The sequence below is a fragment of the Sphingobium scionense genome (assembly GCF_014197035.1).
Classification (GTDB): Bacteria; Pseudomonadota; Alphaproteobacteria; order Sphingomonadales; family Sphingomonadaceae; genus Sphingobium; species Sphingobium scionense.
In genome coordinates, this window is the sequence record NZ_JACIEU010000028.1 from 11450 (window position 1) to 30162 (window position 18713).

An 18713-nucleotide genomic window follows, 5' to 3' on the forward strand; every position below is an offset into this window, starting at 1 on the left:
CAATCAGCACCAATTCCGGCACCAGATTTCTGTCTCATGCAGTTGCAGAATACGAGCACGCTGGGACGCAGAAATAGCATCCTGCGTTTGGAGATGTGTGATCTGATCCATGTCGATCAGTTTGTGAGAGACAAGCGTTCCGTCGTTCAAATCCCTGAATATTTGATCGCGATTGAGCGCAAATATCTGATACAGCAGCCCATCGAACGCGCCTTTAGTGCTTCTGTTGATGATGGGCATGGGCAGAAAAGGCTGCATAGCGGTACGCGCAAGTGCGCGATCTCGCCCGCCCATGAACCAAAACCAGGTCGGAATCGACAGGCATAGTTCGATTACAGGCTGGGAGAGAAGCGGGTAGATCGTGGGTCGAGTGCTGCGGATGTTCAAATAGTCCGTTGTTGCGATACCACGTGCGATGTTTCGCAGATGCTGCTTCTGCCCAGGCCCAGCGCTTCTGGCTGACTGCAACCATGGATGAGACTCGTTGCTGGCCATAGATATAGCCGACGATGCCATAAGTTCGGTCTGTCGCGGCCAAGAAGCGGCTATTCGGCCTGGATTCCATATGGCCTGCGCCGCCTGCCGGAAAACCGACCATAGTTCAACGCCGGTCACGTCACAGATGTTGATTGCCGTCGAAACCAGCGAGCGCGAGAGCCCGGTATGTCGGTAAAGTTCGGCCAGCGGGTATGCAGAATGCAGCTTACCGAAGACATTGTCTCCGCCACCTCCATTGAAATGCGCGCAGGCATCGATTGCGGTTGCAAATCTCTCTGAAGCATCATCAAAAACCTGCGTGAACGAACACGCAGAAGGTCTTGGTCGAAAACCGGACCGATTTTCGGTAACATCGATGCTGTCGGCTTCGGAGCATTCGCAGCGGACAGTTTTATCCAGATGGTTGGCCAGCTGTTCCGCATAGGCTCGCTCATCACCGCCAGGCGATCTTGTGTAGAAATGAAGAAGTTCGACAGTTCCGTGTCGGGTAGCCAATTCAGCAATGGCTGAGGAGTCAAATCCTCCTGATGCGGAGACCGCGGCCCGAGGATAGCGAGCGCACCACGCAGCCAATACCTGGTTCAAAACTTTCCATAGATTCTCCGCCGCCTCTTCAAAGCTATACTCGTCGTTCCTGCCAAGAAATGCAGATGGATCCCAGTACAACTGGTGATGGGGACCGTCCGTGTCAATTACAACCATCTCCCCAGGCGTAACTTCAATGATTTGATCGATACAGGTGCGATGCTCCCGGAGATCAGAGGCCATGAGGCAATCGGCGACGCTCATCCAATCAATGCGCGCTTGGCTTGCCAGAACCTTTGTCATCTCGACGGCGCTCGTACCAACGACCACGCGCTCGGGCTCCACGGCATAGTAGCATGGAATCATGCCAGACGGATCGCGATATATGGCGGTAAGGCGCTTGTCAGGATCGTGCGCGACGACAACGAACCTACCCCAATAATTCCGCGCGACATCGTGAACATGTTCGGCCGCGCCCTTTGATCCCCTGCTGAATGGCGATTTCGTTCCATCGTAAGGAAAGCAATCTCCCAGAATAAGAACTTTCCCATCTTCAGCGCGGGCAACGTTCAAATCTGGGCTATGCTCTAATTGGATGCCCTGCGGTCGGTGACCTAAAATTTGAGCTTCCGCAGAACTTTCCACTCCCCGCCGTAGGTCGATGCGGTATGAGGTGTTCACGGCACAACCTTTATTGCACGGAAATCCGCCACCGCCTCCAAATCTTGTCCCAAGACCGTGTCATGATGCTGTATCCAGCAATGTGCCATGAACGGCGACGGCTGAATGCCGAACACGAGCTTTGTGCGGATTCGTTGAAGTCCGAGATAGGCGCGCAGAGCAAGCGCATCTGGCAGACATTTGTCCTTCCGTGGAAATAGTCGCAATGCTTGGGTAAAGCAGTGGAGCATCGGTTCGATGTTTGAGGGTAGCACGTCGATGGATTTGGTTCTCAAAGTGTACTGAGAAAGATGTATGATCGTTCTCAGATGTACTCTTCCGATCAAACCATGAAATATTGCCAGGAAGAGCACAGCGCACGGTAGAAGGTAGATAGCCGTGAAGACCGGAAAGATCTTGTCTGAACGCCCGGTAATGGCGTGAACTGAATGCAGCTGACAAGGCGGCTCGAGAACCTTCTGCCTTCCCTCGGCGTCAACAAATAGTCCAGTATCAATCAGCTGTTTTCTGGAGGATTCAGACAACTCGCCACCTTGCAGCAGCTGGTCGACAGTTGCTGCCAAACTGGCTGATGCGCCAAGGTAGCGATCGCGGCTGACGTCAAGGAAGTAGAGATGGCCTTCCAACTCGCAGTAGCCGACATCCTGCTTGAGAATGACATGTTCCACCGCGCCCTCCGATAGCAACAGTACCTGATCCAGCCCTGGGCACGGACCAGGTACCGTTCTGGGTGTCAGTCGTCGAGGATGCCCGGCGCCTGCTGCTTGGCGGGAAGGTCGATGGATCCCTGCCCGACACCGTTCGTCACCGCGCTGGCAACGCCCAGTTCGATCACGTCGTCGCTCGACTTGTCATATTCGCGTTCCATATTTGCCTCCTTCTGTCGCCACATGGTCCGTGGCGAGTTGAAGGCTAGGCTTGGGAACAAATATATTCAGCAATATATGCTTTCATTTTGAAAGCATTATTTGTGCTCTTCGAGACAAAGAAAGAAAACTCCGCCTGGATGCGGCCTTATCTTTCATTATCAAACCCTTGGCTATGGCTCACATAACATCGATACGGCCCGGATACGGCGCCGATGATAGTTCCAGAGCATTTGCAAAAGGGCTTTTCCTGTCCCTGAAACTGCCAATATATTGGCAGAGTTGAGCTCGTCGGCACAGTCTTGCCAGCGCTCGATCTCCCGGAGTCGCACGGCCCGCAGGCGCTCTCCGGCGTTAGCAATCGCCGCGACAATCTCCTCTGAACCGGAGACGCTCGCCAGCGTGACAAACATGCGTTCGGTCGTAGCGACGATCGCTTCCGGCGTCGTGTAGTCGGTAAACCAGCCATCCGGCGCTATGGGAAGCTGAGCGTTGGCCCTCACGCCGGGTTTCAGCGCCAGGCGAATGAGTTGACCGTGCCATGTATAGCAGCCGCGCAATTTTTCCGGCGTCCAGCCAATGACGCGAAAGCCATGATGATGCCCCACTTCCAGCAGCCGCTCACCAAACATGCGGTGTAGCGTGTCGCGGATCGGCGAGGAGCTGAGCCCGAATTCAGTTGCAAGGTCCGGCACCGAAAGATCGGAATATCCGGCATAGCCGCCTGAAAGCAGCGCGTGCTTAAGGTCTCGGTAGACCTGTTCGGCATGACGTGTTCCAGGCGACATGACAAATCACTCGTCCGTATTCTCATCGGCATCGTCATCGGCGGCGGGCGTCAGGAGCTGGCGTGAGAGCGTGTCGAGATTATGTTGCGCGATGGCGTCGATGCAGACCGTTTCGAGTTTCGAGAGATCGCCTTCAAGGAGTCCGCGCGGGAACACACGGCCATGCTCGATGAAAAGAAGAGGAATGACGAGATGCCCGGTCGAGAGACCCAGCGCATGCGCACAACGAAAATGATCGTCGAGCCGCGATTTTGGGTTGCCGGCTTCGATTTCGCGTAGCCAGCGGGTTCCGATCCCGACGGTCGCCGCGAAGTCTTCCTGCGTTATTCTCCCGAATCGTCTCATCATCTCTATGCGCCTCCCGGACATCAGTTTGATCGTCGCAAGAACCGAGGGGTCACGTGCATTGGGCAAAGCCTGAAGCGGCATGACAAGGTCTCCCTGCCAATGGCTCAAAGCTCCCGTGCACAGCCCAAGGATGTAAAATGTTGTTAGTCGCACCAATGGTCAAACTATTTTGCTTTCAAATTGAAAGCATTAGCTTGGCGCTTGAATATCCAGTGAAACAGACAGTTATAACATTTCGTTAACCGGCCAATGCCGTCGCTATCTTATAAGCAGTCTGCAGTTCCCGGTCTTCGGAAGTCAGGAACATGATCAGCGCTACATTATAGAGGCGCCATGTCGCCACCCCGGCTCCACATTCCCCACTCTCGATAAGGCGCCTGCCGACCCGGTCCACGACGGCAGCCAGTCGGGATGTGGTGCCGACAAAGCGGTAGGACGGGCCACCGAGCTGCCCACATAGGGGTGATTCGAGTTCCGCGGCGATCTCGGAAGGGTCGCAGCGATCGAGAATGCTGATGGCAACATTAAGAGTCGTTCCATAAGGGATGAATTCCCGGGTCATTCGCGCGAGCCTGCAATGACAGGCAAGGAACTGGTCGACTCCCTGTTCCGACAGCTGAAGCTTGTAAGTCCTCGAGGTCCTCATGCACCGTCCCCTTGCATGATTCGCGGTCCGATCATGGTCATTGCTACAGTGTCTCCGCGAATAGAGACGGGCCAATGACCCCGAAAAAGCGGAAAAATCGGTACTGAGATGCCGAAATCGGTATTGAGGTGCCGAATCGGCATCTCAGTACCCCGCCCATTGTGTGGCTTGGTCTGACGTTTCATCCTTCATCCATCCGAACAACACGGTGACGGCGAGCACAGCCCTTAAACGATGCTCCCAGCCCGAACCGCATGACGAAACCCGACGCGCAAAGAACTGCGCGCCGGATGAAGGAGGCTTATGTCAGTTTCGCACAGACATTTCCCATTGGCGATCCCTCCAGTTGCGGCTGAGCGCCTGTTTTCTTGGCCATCCTACCAGGATTGCCGCAGGTCGATTGGCCGGGATGCGCCGGCGTCGGTCAAATGGGTGAGCGGTATCTGCGGAGCGGCATTGCTCGCCCTCCTGCAGCCTGGCGCCGCCTTCGCGAAAGAGGATCAGGGCCGCACATCGGATACTGCGCTTGCCAAGGCTGCGGACGAAGCGGAACGGCAACTCCAGCAGACCTTCACCAACCTCCGCTTCGAGGATTTTGGTCCCTCGCCTGTTGAGGGCCCGATCTATCAGGCCAGCGCCGGCGGCCGGATCGTCTACTACGCGCCGCAAAGCGAGCATATCCTGTTCGCCACGGTCTATGATCGCAATGGCGTCAATCTGACCGCGCTGGCGCAGGAACAAGGCGCGACGCGCCGCCTGAAGGCGATCGATCCCGCCAAGGCGCTGGCGATCGGTCCTGCCGGCGCGCCTACGGTCATTGAGTTCACCGATCCCGACTGTCCCTACTGCCAGGCGCTCGATCGCTTCTGGGCCGCGAAGGCAGCGGAGGGCAAGCCGGTGCGGCGGCTCATCTTCTTCGTGAGCGGCATCCATCCGACTGCGGCTGCAAAAGCGGAACATATATTGTGCTCGCCCGATCGGGAGGCCGCGTTCAAGGCGGCCTATTCCGGCCAGAGTCCGGCCGGGCTGGCGCAATGCGCGCAAGGGCGCGCCAAGGTTGCCGATGATGCCGAGCTGGTCGCCAGGATCGGCATTTCGGGAACGCCGACACTGATCGCCGACGGCAAGCTCATTTCCGGGTTCCAGCAGGCCGAGCTCGAGGCTTTCCTCGACAGCCACGCGAGGCCCGCGGCGGCAAAGGCGGCGAGCGATGCGTCCCGCTGAGTTCAGCCACGCCGTCGCGGCAAGCGACGATCTGATTTCGGAGGGCATCCAGCCTGGGCCGACGCGGCCCGGCGGATGAACCGGATGCCGGCGGCGACGGGCTCTTGGAGCCGTCCACCGACGCCCCGGCCGACACCGATCCTCTTTCGATGCCGGCAGGCTTTTGTTGGACGGCTTCTCTTTGGAGCAATGCCATGATGCGTAAACTCGGTAACAAGGCCCTGGCGGTGGCCAATTTCGGTCTCCCTTTGGGCGCGATGACCCTGGTGGGCGCTCCCGCCCACGCCTTCTCGGCGCCGGCCGCCGGCGACCTCGGCTACGATATCTACGATATCGTCGTGAACCAGGGGGTGAAGGGCCCGCTCGGCTTCGTGGGCGGGGTCGCCGCCTTCCTGTTCGGCGTTTCGCGCCTCTTCTCGAACATCATGATTGGCATCCCGACCATCGTCGCAGCCGTCTGCCTGATCAAGGCGGACTCCATTCTCCAGACCTTCGGGATGGTCGTCTGAGACGCCGCCTGCGGCCGCGCGCTGGCTGAGCAGCCAGACGCATTCGCACCGGCACGTGCTGGGGGCCGATGGTCGGCCTCCGGAAACCGGCACCTTCACAGGTGTCATGAAGCAGGAGGAGAAGGGCAAGTGGACGAACGCCTTCCACAATATCTGCATCGGCCGGTCCAGATCCTGTGGTTCGGATCGGACGAGTTCCTGCTCGCGACCTCGAGCGTGTTCGTGGCCGCGATCGTGGGCGGACTTGTCGGCTGGGCGCTCATCGCTGCCCTTCTCCTCTTCATCCCGTGGAAGCGGACCAAGCCCAGGGGCTATCTCGCGCACCTCGCGTGGCGCTGGGGCCTGGTCTCCTTCCCCCATTATCCGGGTCCTACCCAGACCCGCTTCTTCGAATGAGGGCCATGGGCATGTTCGGTCGCAAAGGGAGCCAGGAGGATGTGCTGCTCGGCAAACCCGCCAGCTTCGGCATCCATCGCTACCTGCAGGGCTCGGCGAACCTGTTCGAGGAGAACCGGCTGCTCAAGGTCGCCATCGCCGGCATGTTCGGCGTCACCGCGGTGCTGGGCGTGGTGATCTACACCACCAACCAGAATGCCCGGACCATCATCGTGCCCTTCGGGGCCACCGGCGATCTGCATGTCTCGGGCAACAAGCCGTCCGAAGCCTATATCGTCGCGATGACGCGCAACATTGTCGCGCTGTCGGGCACCTGGTCGGCCTATTCGGCGGACCGTCAGTTCCAGGAGCTGCTCGGGCTCGCGCACCCGTCCGCCTATGGGGCGATGCGCGACAGCCTTAATGCCCTGCTCGACGAACTGGCGAACAACCCGACCTTGTCGATCGCCACCTATATCCGGGGCGATCAGCCGGTGCGGTGGACCGCGCATGAGATCGTGGTGCCGGTCGAGAAGGTGCGCGTCATCGGCGGCGTGATCCGCAAATTCCGGGGCATATTGCGCATCGGCTACGCCATCGAAAATGGCCGGTTCTGGCTGACGCGCCTTTCCGAGGAGCAGTTCGATGCCGAAACCCGCTGAAGTGATTTCGAAGGAGGCGGCAGCGCCTGCCGGCTCGGAAATCACGGAAACAAGAAAATGCTGCGCCGCGCCGATGCGCCGGGCCCTGGCGCTTTGCCTGCTGCTTGGGGGCCCGCCGGTGTCGGCGCAGACGATCCACGCACTGCCCGATCAGACCAGCCATATCCGCCTGTCCAACCGCGACATCAACCATGTCGTGTGCGAGGGCGGCGAGATCGAGCATATCAAATTCTCGGCCGAAAAGGGCCTCGCCGTCGAGAAGGGCGGCGCGGATGCCTGGATCAAGTTCCTGGCCCGGGAAGTCGACGATGCCGGCCAGGTGACGCGCACCTATGTGACGCAGCCCTCCGAATTCTTCGTGCATTGCAACGGTGCCACCTACCCGCTCTATGCCGAGCCGGCGGAGATACCAGCGCAGACAGTGGTGCTGATGCCGGGCGCCCGCCAGCGCGCGCAAGCGAACAATGAGCTGATGGCGGCACTCGCCGATGAGGACCGCGCCGTCTCGATCACCCTGTCGCTGCTCGACGATCGCATCCCTGCCTCGTTCAGCGAGGTCGCGCCGTCTGGCGGCACGGTCGGCGCTCCAGCGGCCCCGGGCCTGTCGATCACCGAACGGCGGCGTATCGCGGTCGAGGGCGCCGGGCTTTCGGCGTCCGAATATCATCTGCGCGCGACCGCCCCAGTGACGCTCGACGAACGGGCGCTGGTCGACCCGGTGCTTGGGGAGCGGATTTTCTCGCTCACCCTGGACCGGGTCCGTCTCGAGGCGGGTGAAACGGCCCGACTTGTCGTCGTTCGCCGGGGAGCCGGGCAATGAGCGGCGAAATGGACAAGGATCCGGCACAGGCGCCGGAAGAGCTGTCGCCCTATCAGGCGCATCTTGCCGGCGAAGACGCGCGGGAAAGGGATGAGGCGATGCGCCGTCCCTCGCCGGCGCTCCTCGACTGGAAGGCGCAATGGAGCAAGCTTTCCGCCCGCCAGAAGCTGCGCGCGCGCCAGCTTGCCGTCGGCGTCGCGGTCGGCGCCATCGGGATCGGCCTTTATACGGTCTCCGGCAGCAAGGAGGAGGCGAAGCCCGCCAACCCCGCGTCCTCGCTCAACATGGGTGCGGGCCTGCGCGGCGACAGCCTCGAGGTGAAGCTGCGCGGTGACCTCAGGAAAGTCCTTGACGGGCAGCAACTGCTCGGTGACCGGATCAGCGCGATCGAGGAGGGCAAGGTCGTCCCTGGATCACGCTCGCCGGGGCGCGGGGCGGCCGGGGGCGTCGATGGCGATCTCCCGCCTGCCCTGCCGGACAGCGTGCCCGCCCTTCCCTATCCCCCGGAAACCGGCGACGTCAGCGCGGACGCGGACAAGCTGCCGGCGCCGCCTGCCCCGCCCGCACCGCCGGTCGAGAAGACGGTGGGCGCGATCGGGACGGCGACCGGCCAGGTCGTGGCCCAGGGCGCCGATGGTTCAGCCTCGTCCAAAAAAAAGAATCGGACGATCTATTTGCCGCCTGGTTTCATGAAAGCGCGGCTGCTGACCGGAATCGACGCGCTGGCGAGCCGGGACGCGACCAGTAATCCCGAACCCATCATCGCCCGTGTACAGGCGCCTGCGGTGCTGCCCAATGAGGTGAAGGCGAACCTTGCCGGATGCTTCGTGATCGGCAACGCCACGGGGAGCCTCGCCAAGGAACGGGTCGAGGTCCAGCTCGTCTCGCTGTCTTGCGTCGACTTCGACGAACATTCCATCGTCGATCAGCCGGTCAAGGGCTTCTTCGTCGATACCGACGGCAAGAAAGGCCTGTCGGGCAAGGTTGTGACGCGGGCCGGGGCCACGCTGGCGCGTGCCTTCATCGCCGGCACCATCAGCGGCATATCCCAGTCGGTCGAAGGCACGTTCGGCAACATGTCGACCTCGGCGCTGGGAACAGTCCGCACGCTCGACGCGGGCGACGCGGCGAAATCGGGCATTGCGGGCGGCCTCTCCAAATCCTCCGACAAGCTCACCGATTTCTATCTCGATCTCGCGCGGCAGGCCGGTCCCATCGTCGAGGTGGGCGCGGCAAAGGATGTCGTCGTGGTGATCCAGGAGGGCGCGACCCTCGAGATCAAGCCCGGCGCGGGAGTGAAATTCTGATGCGCGCCCCTTCTGGAGTTAAAGCGATGAAGAGATTGCATCCCTGCCTGGCTGTCATGCCGTTTCTTGGTCTGTCGCTTCTCGCGCTGCCCGGCTGCGCCACCGTCGGATCGATGATGTCGCCCTATAGCGAGAAATTCTCCTGCAAGAATAGCGACCATGGCCAGTGCATCCATCCCGATCAGGCCTATGCCGACGCGGTTGCCGGGCGGGCGTCGAAATCCGATCCGTCGGTCACCAAAGACCGCAAGCTGCTCAGCCCCGACCGGAAGGGGCGAGCGCTCGTGCCGGGCAAGGGCAGCGCGAAAGCTGCGGAAGGACCGGCCGTTGTTTCACCCCAAGCTGGCCAGGCCAATGTCGGCGCGGTGATCGAGGGGGCCGGTTCGCCGATGCTGCGCCCGTCGCGCACGATCCGCACCCTGATCCTGCCTTATGCCGACAAGCAGCGGCCCGACCGGCTTTACATGGCGCGCTACGTCTACTCGATCCTCAATCGCCCGGCCTGGGTCGTTGGCGACTATCTGGTCGAGCCGGGTGGACGCAGCCCTTCCCCGCCGGTTCTGCGCACAATGCGCGCGCCCGAGCCCGGCGCCGCGGACGCGCCGACCGAAGAGGTCGCGCCGATGGCGATCGAGCCGGAGAAGCGGCCATGAGCGCGAACGCCGCCCACAGGACCCTCAGCCATCAGCGGCTCCGCGCCGCCGTTACCCGCGACGCCTATTCGGACTTCCTGCCGATGGTCGCCTGGGTCGAGGAAGAAGAAGCCTTCCTGTGCATCGACGATGGCTGGGGTCAGGCCTGGGAACTCGTGCCCGCCGCCTATATGTTCGCCCATGTCCAGCAGGCATTGCTTGGCCTTCTCAACATCCATTTCCCTGAAGGCACGGTCCTCCAGCTCATCACCTTCGCCGATCCGCTGATCGATCCGGCGCTCGACGCCTATCTCGACCTCAAGGTGCGACCGGACCCGCTGGTCCAGGCCTCGGCCCGGCGCACGGCCGATTATCTGCGTCGCGGAACCAAGGGACTCGATGCGCTGCATTCGATCCCGGTGCGCGATTTCCGGCTGTTCCTCGTCATCAAGACGCGGGTGAAGCTCGGCGCCGATCTTCGCCGCCAGGTCGAGGAGCAGCTGGCGAAGATGGGCATCCGGCGGTTGCCGCCGGACGAACTGGTCAGCTTCTATCGCCGGATCTTCAACGGAGTCTTTGCCCCCGCGCCCGGTGTGTTCCTCAGTGAAAGCGTCGGCGGCATGCCCGCGCCCTCGGTTGCGCGCCAGATCATCGAGGCAGGACCGGACCTCTTTTTCGAAGGGCCCGAAGTCTTTCTGGGCAACCAGGTCGCGCGATGCCTCACGCCCAAGGCCCCGGCGCGGCGGATCACTGCCGAGCGCGCCAACCGGCTCATGGGTGGCATGCGCGGGAGCGCCGAGGACAGCGACCAGATCGGCGGACCGTTCCTCTACTGTCTTTCGGTCCTCTTCGATCATTCGCAGTTCGAGATCCACAAGCGCGCACAAATCCTTTCGGCGCAGAAGGCGGCCGGCAGCTTCGCGGTCGAGGTCGGCAAGCAGATCGAGGAGATCGGCTGGATATTGGACGAAGCGTCGAACAGCCGGTTCGTCTCGGTGATCCCGACCATGTGGGTGTTCGGCCGCGACAGCGCGCAGGCGCGGGAGATGGCGGCGCGGGCCAAGCGGCTGTGGGAATCCGAACCCCTGCCCTTCATGGTGCAGGAGGAGAGCTATCTGCTGCCGGTGCTGCTCGCTGCCAGCCTGCCCTTCGGGCTTTACCCGGAAAAGCGCACATTGAAGCTGCTGGAGCGCGACTTCCGCATGCCGGTCAAGGCGGCGACCTTGATGGCGCCGGTGCAGACCGATTTCCGCGGTGGCGGCCGCCCTGCCCTGCTCTATGTCGGGCGCAAAGGTCAGCTTATCACGCTCGATCTCTTCGATCCGCGCATCAACAATTATAATTTCATCGTCTCGGCGGAGTCGGGCGCGGGCAAGAGCTTCCTGCTCAATAATCTCTGCCAGCAATATTATGCGCAAGGCGCGCTCATCCGCATCATCGATATCGGTGGCAGCTACAGGAAGCTCTGCACGCTTTGTTCCGGGCGCTATATCGACATCGGCGAGGAGCGCCTCGTCCTCAACCCGTTCGACATGGGACTGGCGCTCGATGGCGAAGACAAGCAGTCGGCCATTGCCATGGCGGTCGCGATCGTCGCCGAGATGGCCAATGCCTCGACGCGCAAGCCCGTCACCACGTCGGAATGGAACCTTCTCAAGTCAGCCGTGCAATGGACGGTCGACAGCGGACGGGGCGTAGACGGCATCGACGCGGTGCGCGACTGGCTCGGCCGCTATCCCGACAATGCCGTCTCCGATCTCGACCGGGTCGATCATCTCGTGCCGGTCGCGCGCGAGCTCGCGTTCAATCTGCGCGATTTCGGGTCGCAGGGCGCTTATGGCCATTTCTTCAACGGCCCCTCCACCTTCGATATCTCCCGCGACGAGTTCGTGGTGCTGGAACTCGAACGGCTGAAGGCTCTTCCGGACCTGTTCAATGTGATCGTGATGGTGGTGGTGAACGCCGTCACCCAGGAGCTCTATCTCTCGGCGCGCGACAAGCCGCGCTTTGTCCTGTGCGACGAGGCCGCGCAGTTCATGACGCGCAGCGACGGGCAGGATCTCTCGCGCCTCGCCGAGGCGTTCGGTCAGGGCTATCGGCGCGCGCGCAAATATCAGGGCAGTTTCGGCATCGTACTCCAGAGCATGAACGATCTCATGCTCTTCGGCGGCACGGGCCAGGTGATCCTGGAAAATGCCGCGACCAAATTCCTGCTGCAGGGCTCCACCTATGACAAGGCGGTCGATAACAAGATCCTCGACTATTCGGGGTTCGTGCTCGACCTGTTGAAGTCGGTCCGCAACGCCAAGCCCCATTATAGCGAGGTCTTCATCGACAGCCCGCTCGGGCTCGGCATCGCGCGGCTGGTGGTCGACCCCTTCAGCTACTGGATCAACACCTCTGCGCCCAATGAGGTCGCCGCCTTCGAGGCGCTGGTGCGGGCCGGCCGCAATCCGCTGGAGGCGGTGTGCGAACTGGCCGGCGTCGATCCGGTCGAAGTGCTGGGCGGCGCCGGCCCTCAAGGCTGGAGGGTCGCATGACACACAAGGCCCTTCCCCATCCCGACCAGCTCGCGCTCGACTGGGAAAAGGATCCGGCGATCGAGGCGCTGATCGAGGCGCGTGTGGCGAAGCGCGCCGAAGCCGCCGCCTTCCAGTGGCGACTGCGGCTGGTGGCCATCGAAACCTGCATGATGGGCGGTCTCGTCATCGCGGCCGGGATCGCGCTCGACCAGCCTGTACTCAAGACGGTCCGCACGGGACTCATCGTGGCGGCCGCCTGCTTTGCGAGCGGGATGCTGCTGATCGGCCTGTCGGGCGCATGCGGGATGCTTCTCTCGCGCTTGCGGAAATGGAGGCACAAATGACCGACAGGATCGAACCGTTCACGCCCAGGATGATCGAGGACTTCGGCGTGATGTGCCGGTGCAAGCGCTATCCTGGAGAGAGCCAGAATGATTTTCTGGGTCGCGCGATCCTGACGCTTCATAACGCCAATGGCGAATGCGCGCGAGACCTTGAGAGCGCTTATGACCTGATCGCCAAAATGGCGCAGGACGCCAGACGCCCCTTTCTGGGTCCGCTCCTGCAAAGCTGCTGGGCCGTTGTCCCGCTCATTCCGTTCATGTTCCTGATCGGCTGGCCCGTTACTCTCTACGGGCTGTGGCTTGGCATCGTATGCCTCTGGCCTGTCATCGAAGAAGCCGGGTTCAGGCTCTATTGCCGCCTGCGTCCGGCCGATCCGGAAGAGGCGAAGGCCAGGCCCGCATGACCGACATGTTCCCCTCTGCCTCGGCATTCGAGCCCGGAACCGGCCGATCGATGATCAGCATCGAGACCTATGCATGCTGGAAAGCGCGCGAGGAAGAGGATGCGCGTTGGTCGCGGCGCATGTGCCTGGCGATCCAGCTGCTGCTGGCTTTGGGGATCATCGTCGTCAGGCTGGTCTGGTGGGATGAACCGGCTGCCTGGCCCAGGCTGCTGTTCGTTTTCTCCTGCCTGGGTCCGGTTCTGTACGGCTATTGGCTGGCCTGCGGTTGCCCGGTGCATCCGGGCCTTCCTTTTCGAGGAGGCGGGCGGCCATGAACGGCATCTTCTCCTCCACGCCCGCGCCGGGACCGATCCGGCTCATGATCGGCAGCCAGGGCCTGCTCCTGGTGCAGTCGTTTATCGCCTGGCAGCTCCCGGCCGTGCCGACCCTGTTCCGCATTCTCGTGGCCGTCACGGCGATCGTCGCGATGGCGGCCCTCATCAGCGCCGCGATCGGCGAGGATCGCGAGAGTTCGCAGCCCTGGTGGAGACGGCGCCATGGTCGCTAGTTCGCTGCATCGGCATTTCGGCCGTTGTCCTCTCCTGCTCCTGCTCCTGCTCGCTGCGGTCGCGGCGCCTATGGCTGTGCTGACGCCGTCGATGAGCATGGCGGCGACCAGCAAGATCGGGCGTACCTGGCCGATCGCCGAGACCGACGCGCTGAGCGAGATCGAGGGCCGGGCCGCCCATGTCCCCGACATGCAGAGTGCCTTCGGGCCGCGCGAGAACTGGTCGGCGATGAAGGCGGCGACGCTCGGGATCGCCCAGGCCGACAGGGCCCGGACAGTCGTGCCCTTCTATACCCTCGATACTGACATCCGGCTCCCCGACGGCAAGCTGCTCTACGCCAGGGGCTATAGCTTCAATCCCCTCGCCTATGTGTCGCTCCCGCAGCGGCTCATCGTGGTCCATCCGCGCGATCTCGCCTGGGCGCTGCGCACCGCGAGGCCGGCTGATTTCATCCTGCTGGCGGCCGGTGGCCCCGGCGATGCCGACGCGATCACGCTCGGCGAGCGTCACGGCAGGGCGCTCTTCCTGCTCGAGGAACGCGTCAAGGCGCGGCTTGGCCTGACGGTTGCGCCGGTAATCGTCGCGCAGGCCGGACAGAAGCTGGTGCTGACCGAGGTCGACAGGCGCAAAACCGACCGGAGGGCAGTGCGATGAAACTATCGTCGCTTCGCAGATTGCTCGCGCTGGGCTGCGGCTTTGCCGCACTGGCGGTCGCGGCTCCCGCCCATGCCTCCAAATGCGAGGCGGGCACGGTGTTCAACCCGATCACCAAAGTGCGCTGGAACTGCATTTTCCCGATCACCATCGGCGGCGTAAAGGTGGGTCCGAGCGATCCGTTGGGCAAGGCGCTCGATGCCCAGTCCGCCTCCAAGCCGCTGTGCGCCTGCCGCAAGGGCGTAACCTTCTGGTTCGGCGTCAAGGTCAGCTTCTGGTCGCCCAATCGCATGGTCGACGTGGTGACCGAACCGGGGTGCATGATGGCGCTCGGCGCCGACATCATGCCGACCGGCGGCAGGCTCCAGGGCAGCCAGACCAGCATCTCGGACGGCACCAATAGCCGCAAGATGTTCGCGCAGATGCACTATTATATCGCGCCGGTCTGGAAGATGCTCGACATGTTCACCGACCTGCCGTGCATCGAGGATAATGGCTTCGATGTGGCGCTGATCACCGAAGTGCTGCCGACCTGGCAATCGGCCACGCTGGGCGCGATCATCCAGCCCGAGGCGATCCTCTTCGGCAATCCGGCCGCAGGTCTAGCCTGCATGGCCGACAGTGCCGCTGCAGCCGCCGGCAAGGTCGTCGATCCGCTCTTCTGGTGCATGGGTTCCTGGGGCGCGACCTATCCGGTGGCGGGCGATATCCATTTCGGGGACAGTGTAGAAGCCTGGGCGGGGCTCGCCGCGCGCGGCGTCTTCATGATGGGCCGGCTCGGCGCGCTCACCATCAGTTCGGCCGACGGCTGCTCGTTCATCCCCCAGCCGGTCTGGACCAAGAGTCGCTACAAGTTCCAGCTGATGGAGCCGGTCAAGGGCGGCCAGTGTGTCAATGTCGGCCGGCCAGGCGCGCTCTGGACCAGTGGCAAGCATGCGCCGGGCAAGGACAATGCCCAGTTCATGCTGTTCGAGAAGACGATCTGCTGCGCCGGGATCTCGACGCCATGAGCCGTCTGTCTCGCCAGATCCGCGCCCGTACGCCTGGGATTAGCCGATGGCCTTCCCGTCACCCCTTGGAGCCAGGCGTTCCTTGCGCGGCTAGACCGGCGCCGCATAGCCCCCGCGGTGCCGGCCGGACGGTCGGCGTGGCCACGACAGACGATGATGCGGTACCCCCCTCCTCGCCGCATGTCGTCGTGGCCGCGCTGACCGTTTTCGAAGGACAGGCGGTGTTTCGGGCGGAACTGCCCGGCCCGGTTCCATCCACGCTCCTGTTCCGGCTGCGGCGGGGATCCCGGCGGATCGTTCCGAGCGAGATTCGGCCATGAGGAAGCGCGCCCTGCTTCTTATGGCGGCGCTCAGCCTGCCCGTAGCGCTTCATGCCCAGACGGCGGAGGATCGCGCCCGCGCGGCGGCCGAGGCCTCCCGGGCAAAGAGTGCCGACAGCGACGCGATTCTCGGCAACTATGTGACGCCGGGGCTGGCTGGAGAGGCGATCAGCACGGTCGATTCCTCCAGGACGTTCACGCCCAATCTCGCCTGCCAGAAAAGCGCGACTTTGCTCGAACTGCTCGCGCAGCCCAATGCGAGCGGAGATATCGGAACGCTCAGTATTTCGCGCGACCGCGATCTCGACGGCAGTTTCGATGAAGCGCTGACAGTCCCGGTTCCGGTTTCAGGGATCTGCGCGAACGGGCTCATTTCCTGTGCGCCGGGCAGCTGGAACGCCTGCCGCTTCTTCCTCTGGGATACGGCCGCGTCGGGATCGCTCAAGCTCACCGAGGTCGAGCTGACCGATCTTGCCGGCTGTTACTGCGTCAACAACAGCTGCGGCAGCAATCTCGTCTGGGGCAATATGGCCTCGGTGCTCAAGGATCTGGGTGGCGGTGTCGTGGGCGCGCTCACCACGAGCGATCCACGCATCGGCATCGCCCAGGCCGCCATCGAGGGGCCCGTCATCCGCTACATCGGCGCGCAGACCACCTCCTGCGCCGCGCAACCACACATCGGTGCGACCGCCTACAAGGCCAATCCCAATGCGATTCCCGGCGATGCCTTCAACGCGGCAGAGGCGAGCAGCGTGTTCCAGGCGCTGTCGGCTTCATCCACAGGAACCGGCCGGTCGCAGATCAATCGGAGCTGCACCGTGACCCGTCAGATCACGCTCGAGGAGATCACGCCGGAAAAGATCATCGATCGGGTCTCGGGCGGCTATGCGACCGATGACTCGGTGCCTGGGCGGCGCATCTTCCTCATGGGGTCGCCGGCCGACAACAGTCTTTCCGGCGGATCCTGCACCATCTTCGATTTCCACATGACGTTGCGCGTCAAGGAGCCCGACAGGCTGCAGCAGGTTCTCCTGACCCGCTTCGGAGCCGATGACTGGGCGCAGATCCGGATCGACGGCGAACTGGTGGGGTCGGGGCCGCAGGGCTGGACCGGCATGGGGTTGCCGCCGGGAAAATGCGAGAAGAAGGGCGCCTTCTATGCCTACCCCAATCTCGATATCGCGGGCAGGCTGACGCAGGGCGATCATGACATATGGCTGCGTGTCGCGGTTGCCGATGGCGGCGAGGCCTATGCCTCGATCGAGGCGCAGCTGGATGCCGGCTGCAAGGCGTCCGAGCAGCTTGTCGATACCTGCTCGGGCTATGCGTCGAATGCGACATGTCGGCTCGACGATGAGGATGTGGACGGCGTCACCACCTTCCGCAAGGGCGTCAAGACCGGGCTCAGCCCGCTGCCCCAGACCCGCCAGATGGGCACGGGCGCCTGCGCGATGCAGATCAGCCGCGATTTCTTCGCGCGCCAGCGCAATTATGCCTGCACGGTCGACCAGGGTGCAGTCCCCCAACCCGATCTGTCGCGCGGCGCCTATATCATCGATCATTCGACCGAGACGCTGCTGGCCGACCGGGTGCGGACGGCCGATGGCGGCCATAGCCTCACGACCCGCAACTTTGCGCTTCCCGATCGTGGCAGCGTCAATACCTGCGAGCCCATCTGCAAGACGCGCAAGGCTCAGGCCAATAGCGCCGCAGCGCCTGATGGCGTGACCGGTTCGAAGCAGACCAATCCAACGGGCTGGGACTTTTTCTATCACGCCTGCCAGGACAGCAATGTCTGCCCCGCCGGAGAGGGCGAGGAACTGGTGCAGGGCTGCGGCTGCATCGATGATTTCCCCGAAGCGGTGGTGATGATGCAGACGGTGCGTCTGGGCGGGGCGGATATGATCTGCACGGGTGCCGTTCGATGACGCCGGTGCGCGCCCTTCTTTCGACGCTCCTGTTTGTCGGGGCGAGCATGTCGCTGGTACCGGCGACCGCCATGGCCCAGCAGCTGTGCGCGGTCGATCTGAACGGCAATGGTGATGCGGCCGATGACGGCGAGACGGCGAGCTGCCATCTGACCGGCTCGGGCGGATGGATGTGCCCGATCGGCGAAACGCGCTGCGAGGCGGATGTAGCCGGAGCGATGCATTGCCCGCTCGGCGATCAATATGCGTGCGCCATGCCGGCCAGCGGCGGCGCGCCGACCTGTTCGCCTAACGCCTGCATCGACACCAGCACCAATCCGATCGTCGATGATCCGGTCGTCGACGATCCGGGTGTCGAGGCGGATGGCGACGTCGATGCCGACGGCAATTGTCTTGGCACCATCGAGATTTTCTCGGGCCGCGCCGCGCGGTGCCGCCCGGCCGGTCTCAAGACCACGTTTTCGAATTGCTGCAAGGACAAGGGCAAGATCGTTAAGGACGGCATGGGTGGCTCGATCTCGTCGATCGGCACCAAGATCGCCGTTGCCAAGGGCGTGTTCACCGGCATGAAAGCGGCCTATGGCGCGTTCAAGGCGGGCGCGACGGCGGGCCAGGCCGCGAGCGCCGGCGCCAATGCGATCGTTGTCGGCATTGACCCCACATCGATCGCGATCAGCCTCGCCATCAACTTCATGATGGATTTCCTGCTTTCCGGTTGCGACCAGCAGGACATGGAAGTGGGCATGCTGCGCGGGTCGGGCATGTGCCATGAGGTCGGCAGCTACTGCTCCTCGAAGATTCTTGGCATCTGCGTCCAGAAGGCCCGCGGCCATTGCTGCTTCAACACCAAGCTCGGCCGGATCATCCAGGAGCAGGGCCGGCCGCAGTTGAAGGCTTTCAGCGCGATCGGCTGGGGTACGCCCAAGCAGCCCTATTGCCGGGGCTTCACGCCCGAGGAGTTCCAGGCGCTCGATTTCTCGCGAATGGACCTGTCGGAATATTATGCGGAAGTCGAGGCGCGCGCCCAATCCGAAATCCAGATCGACATGAAGGACAAGATCGATGCCTATATGCAGACGATCAACAACTAGGCGCGCGCGCC

22 protein-coding genes are annotated in these 18713 nt (G+C 62.7%); 16 read left to right on the plus strand and 6 right to left on the minus strand.

Going from position 1 to position 18713, the window contains the following annotated elements; all coding sequences use genetic code 11:
* Positions 1-3: 3 nt before the first annotated feature.
* From GGQ90_RS23415 to GGQ90_RS23440, 6 genes are all read right to left on the minus strand, one after another.
* On the minus strand, positions 4-1704 hold the full coding sequence (locus GGQ90_RS23415; RefSeq protein ID WP_188084136.1) for an asparagine synthase-related protein: 1701 nt from the start codon (positions 1702-1704) through the stop codon (positions 4-6).
* Positions 1701-2372: a lasso peptide biosynthesis B2 protein gene (locus GGQ90_RS29870; protein ID WP_188084137.1), complete on the minus strand. Its 672-nt coding sequence runs from the start codon at positions 2370-2372 to the stop codon at positions 1701-1703. Before GGQ90_RS29870 ends, GGQ90_RS23415 begins: the two co-directional genes overlap by 4 nt.
* Before the next feature lie 65 nt (positions 2373-2437).
* Complete coding sequence (locus GGQ90_RS23425; protein WP_188084138.1) at positions 2438-2572, minus strand: benenodin family lasso peptide; 135 nt, start codon at positions 2570-2572, stop codon at positions 2438-2440.
* Positions 2573-2743: 171 nt separating this feature from the next.
* A complete protein-coding gene (locus GGQ90_RS23430) occupies positions 2744-3358 on the minus strand; it encodes a GntR family transcriptional regulator (RefSeq protein ID WP_188084139.1) in 615 nt (204 codons plus the stop codon).
* Positions 3359-3364: 6 nt separating this feature from the next.
* On the minus strand, positions 3365-3787 hold the full coding sequence (locus GGQ90_RS23435) for a helix-turn-helix domain-containing protein (RefSeq protein ID WP_125999393.1): 423 nt from the start codon (positions 3785-3787) through the stop codon (positions 3365-3367).
* A gap of 157 nt (positions 3788-3944) precedes the next feature.
* Complete coding sequence (locus tag GGQ90_RS23440; RefSeq protein ID WP_246428404.1) at positions 3945-4268, minus strand: hypothetical protein; 324 nt, start codon at positions 4266-4268, stop codon at positions 3945-3947.
* 516 nt (positions 4269-4784) lie between these two features.
* Here GGQ90_RS23440 and GGQ90_RS23445 point away from each other — a divergent pair.
* From GGQ90_RS23445 to traN, 16 genes are all read left to right on the plus strand, one after another.
* On the plus strand, positions 4785-5576 hold the full coding sequence (locus tag GGQ90_RS23445; RefSeq protein WP_188084141.1) for a disulfide isomerase DsbC N-terminal domain-containing protein: 792 nt from the start codon (positions 4785-4787) through the stop codon (positions 5574-5576).
* A gap of 194 nt (positions 5577-5770) precedes the next feature.
* Positions 5771-6085 carry a hypothetical protein gene (locus tag GGQ90_RS23450; RefSeq protein ID WP_125999395.1) on the plus strand — a complete coding sequence of 105 codons (315 nt, stop codon included), beginning with the start codon at positions 5771-5773 and terminating at the stop codon, positions 6083-6085.
* 129 nt (positions 6086-6214) lie between these two features.
* Complete coding sequence (locus GGQ90_RS23455; protein ID WP_014076300.1) at positions 6215-6481, plus strand: type IV conjugative transfer system protein TraL; 267 nt, start codon at positions 6215-6217, stop codon at positions 6479-6481.
* Between the two features lie 11 nt (positions 6482-6492).
* Positions 6493-7122, plus strand: a complete 630-nt coding sequence (locus tag GGQ90_RS23460; RefSeq protein ID WP_380766387.1) for a TraE/TraK family type IV conjugative transfer system protein — start codon at positions 6493-6495, stop codon at positions 7120-7122.
* 73 nt (positions 7123-7195) lie between these two features.
* Entirely contained in the window at positions 7196-7942 is a 747-nt protein-coding gene (locus tag GGQ90_RS23465) for a type-F conjugative transfer system secretin TraK (RefSeq protein ID WP_188084181.1), read from the plus strand.
* Positions 7939-9249 (plus strand): TraB/VirB10 family protein, encoded by a 1311-nt coding sequence (locus GGQ90_RS23470; protein WP_188084143.1) that lies wholly within the window; start codon positions 7939-7941, stop codon positions 9247-9249. The genes GGQ90_RS23465 and GGQ90_RS23470 overlap by 4 nt, the downstream gene beginning before the upstream one ends.
* 26 nt (positions 9250-9275) lie before the next feature.
* The gene (locus GGQ90_RS23475; protein ID WP_188084144.1) at positions 9276-9902 is read left to right on the plus strand and encodes a TraV family lipoprotein; all 627 of its coding nucleotides are present in this window, start codon (positions 9276-9278) and stop codon (positions 9900-9902) included.
* A complete protein-coding gene (locus GGQ90_RS23480; protein WP_185703308.1) occupies positions 9899-12421 on the plus strand; it encodes a TraC family protein in 2523 nt (840 codons plus the stop codon). Before GGQ90_RS23475 ends, GGQ90_RS23480 begins: the two co-directional genes overlap by 4 nt.
* Entirely contained in the window at positions 12418-12747 is a 330-nt protein-coding gene (locus tag GGQ90_RS23485) for a hypothetical protein (RefSeq protein WP_185703310.1), read from the plus strand. The genes GGQ90_RS23480 and GGQ90_RS23485 overlap by 4 nt, the downstream gene beginning before the upstream one ends.
* 29 nt (positions 12748-12776) lie before the next feature.
* Positions 12777-13151: a hypothetical protein gene (locus GGQ90_RS23490; protein WP_188084145.1), complete on the plus strand. Its 375-nt coding sequence runs from the start codon at positions 12777-12779 to the stop codon at positions 13149-13151.
* Complete coding sequence (locus tag GGQ90_RS23495) at positions 13148-13465, plus strand: hypothetical protein (RefSeq protein WP_188084146.1); 318 nt, start codon at positions 13148-13150, stop codon at positions 13463-13465. The genes GGQ90_RS23490 and GGQ90_RS23495 overlap by 4 nt, the downstream gene beginning before the upstream one ends.
* Positions 13462-13698, plus strand: coding sequence for a hypothetical protein (locus GGQ90_RS23500; RefSeq protein ID WP_185703316.1), 237 nt, complete (start codon positions 13462-13464; stop codon positions 13696-13698). The genes GGQ90_RS23495 and GGQ90_RS23500 overlap by 4 nt, the downstream gene beginning before the upstream one ends.
* Entirely contained in the window at positions 13688-14353 is a 666-nt protein-coding gene (locus GGQ90_RS23505; RefSeq protein ID WP_185703318.1) for a conjugal transfer protein TraW, read from the plus strand. The genes GGQ90_RS23500 and GGQ90_RS23505 overlap by 11 nt, the downstream gene beginning before the upstream one ends.
* Positions 14350-15363, plus strand: coding sequence for a TraU family protein (locus tag GGQ90_RS23510; RefSeq protein WP_188084147.1), 1014 nt, complete (start codon positions 14350-14352; stop codon positions 15361-15363). Before GGQ90_RS23505 ends, GGQ90_RS23510 begins: the two co-directional genes overlap by 4 nt.
* 316 nt (positions 15364-15679) lie before the next feature.
* A complete protein-coding gene (locus tag GGQ90_RS23515) occupies positions 15680-17611 on the plus strand; it encodes a hypothetical protein (protein ID WP_188084148.1) in 1932 nt (643 codons plus the stop codon).
* Positions 17608-18702: a conjugal transfer protein TraN gene (traN, locus tag GGQ90_RS23520; RefSeq protein ID WP_188084149.1), complete on the plus strand. Its 1095-nt coding sequence runs from the start codon at positions 17608-17610 to the stop codon at positions 18700-18702. Before GGQ90_RS23515 ends, traN begins: the two co-directional genes overlap by 4 nt.
* The last annotated feature ends 11 nt before the right edge of the window (positions 18703-18713 follow it).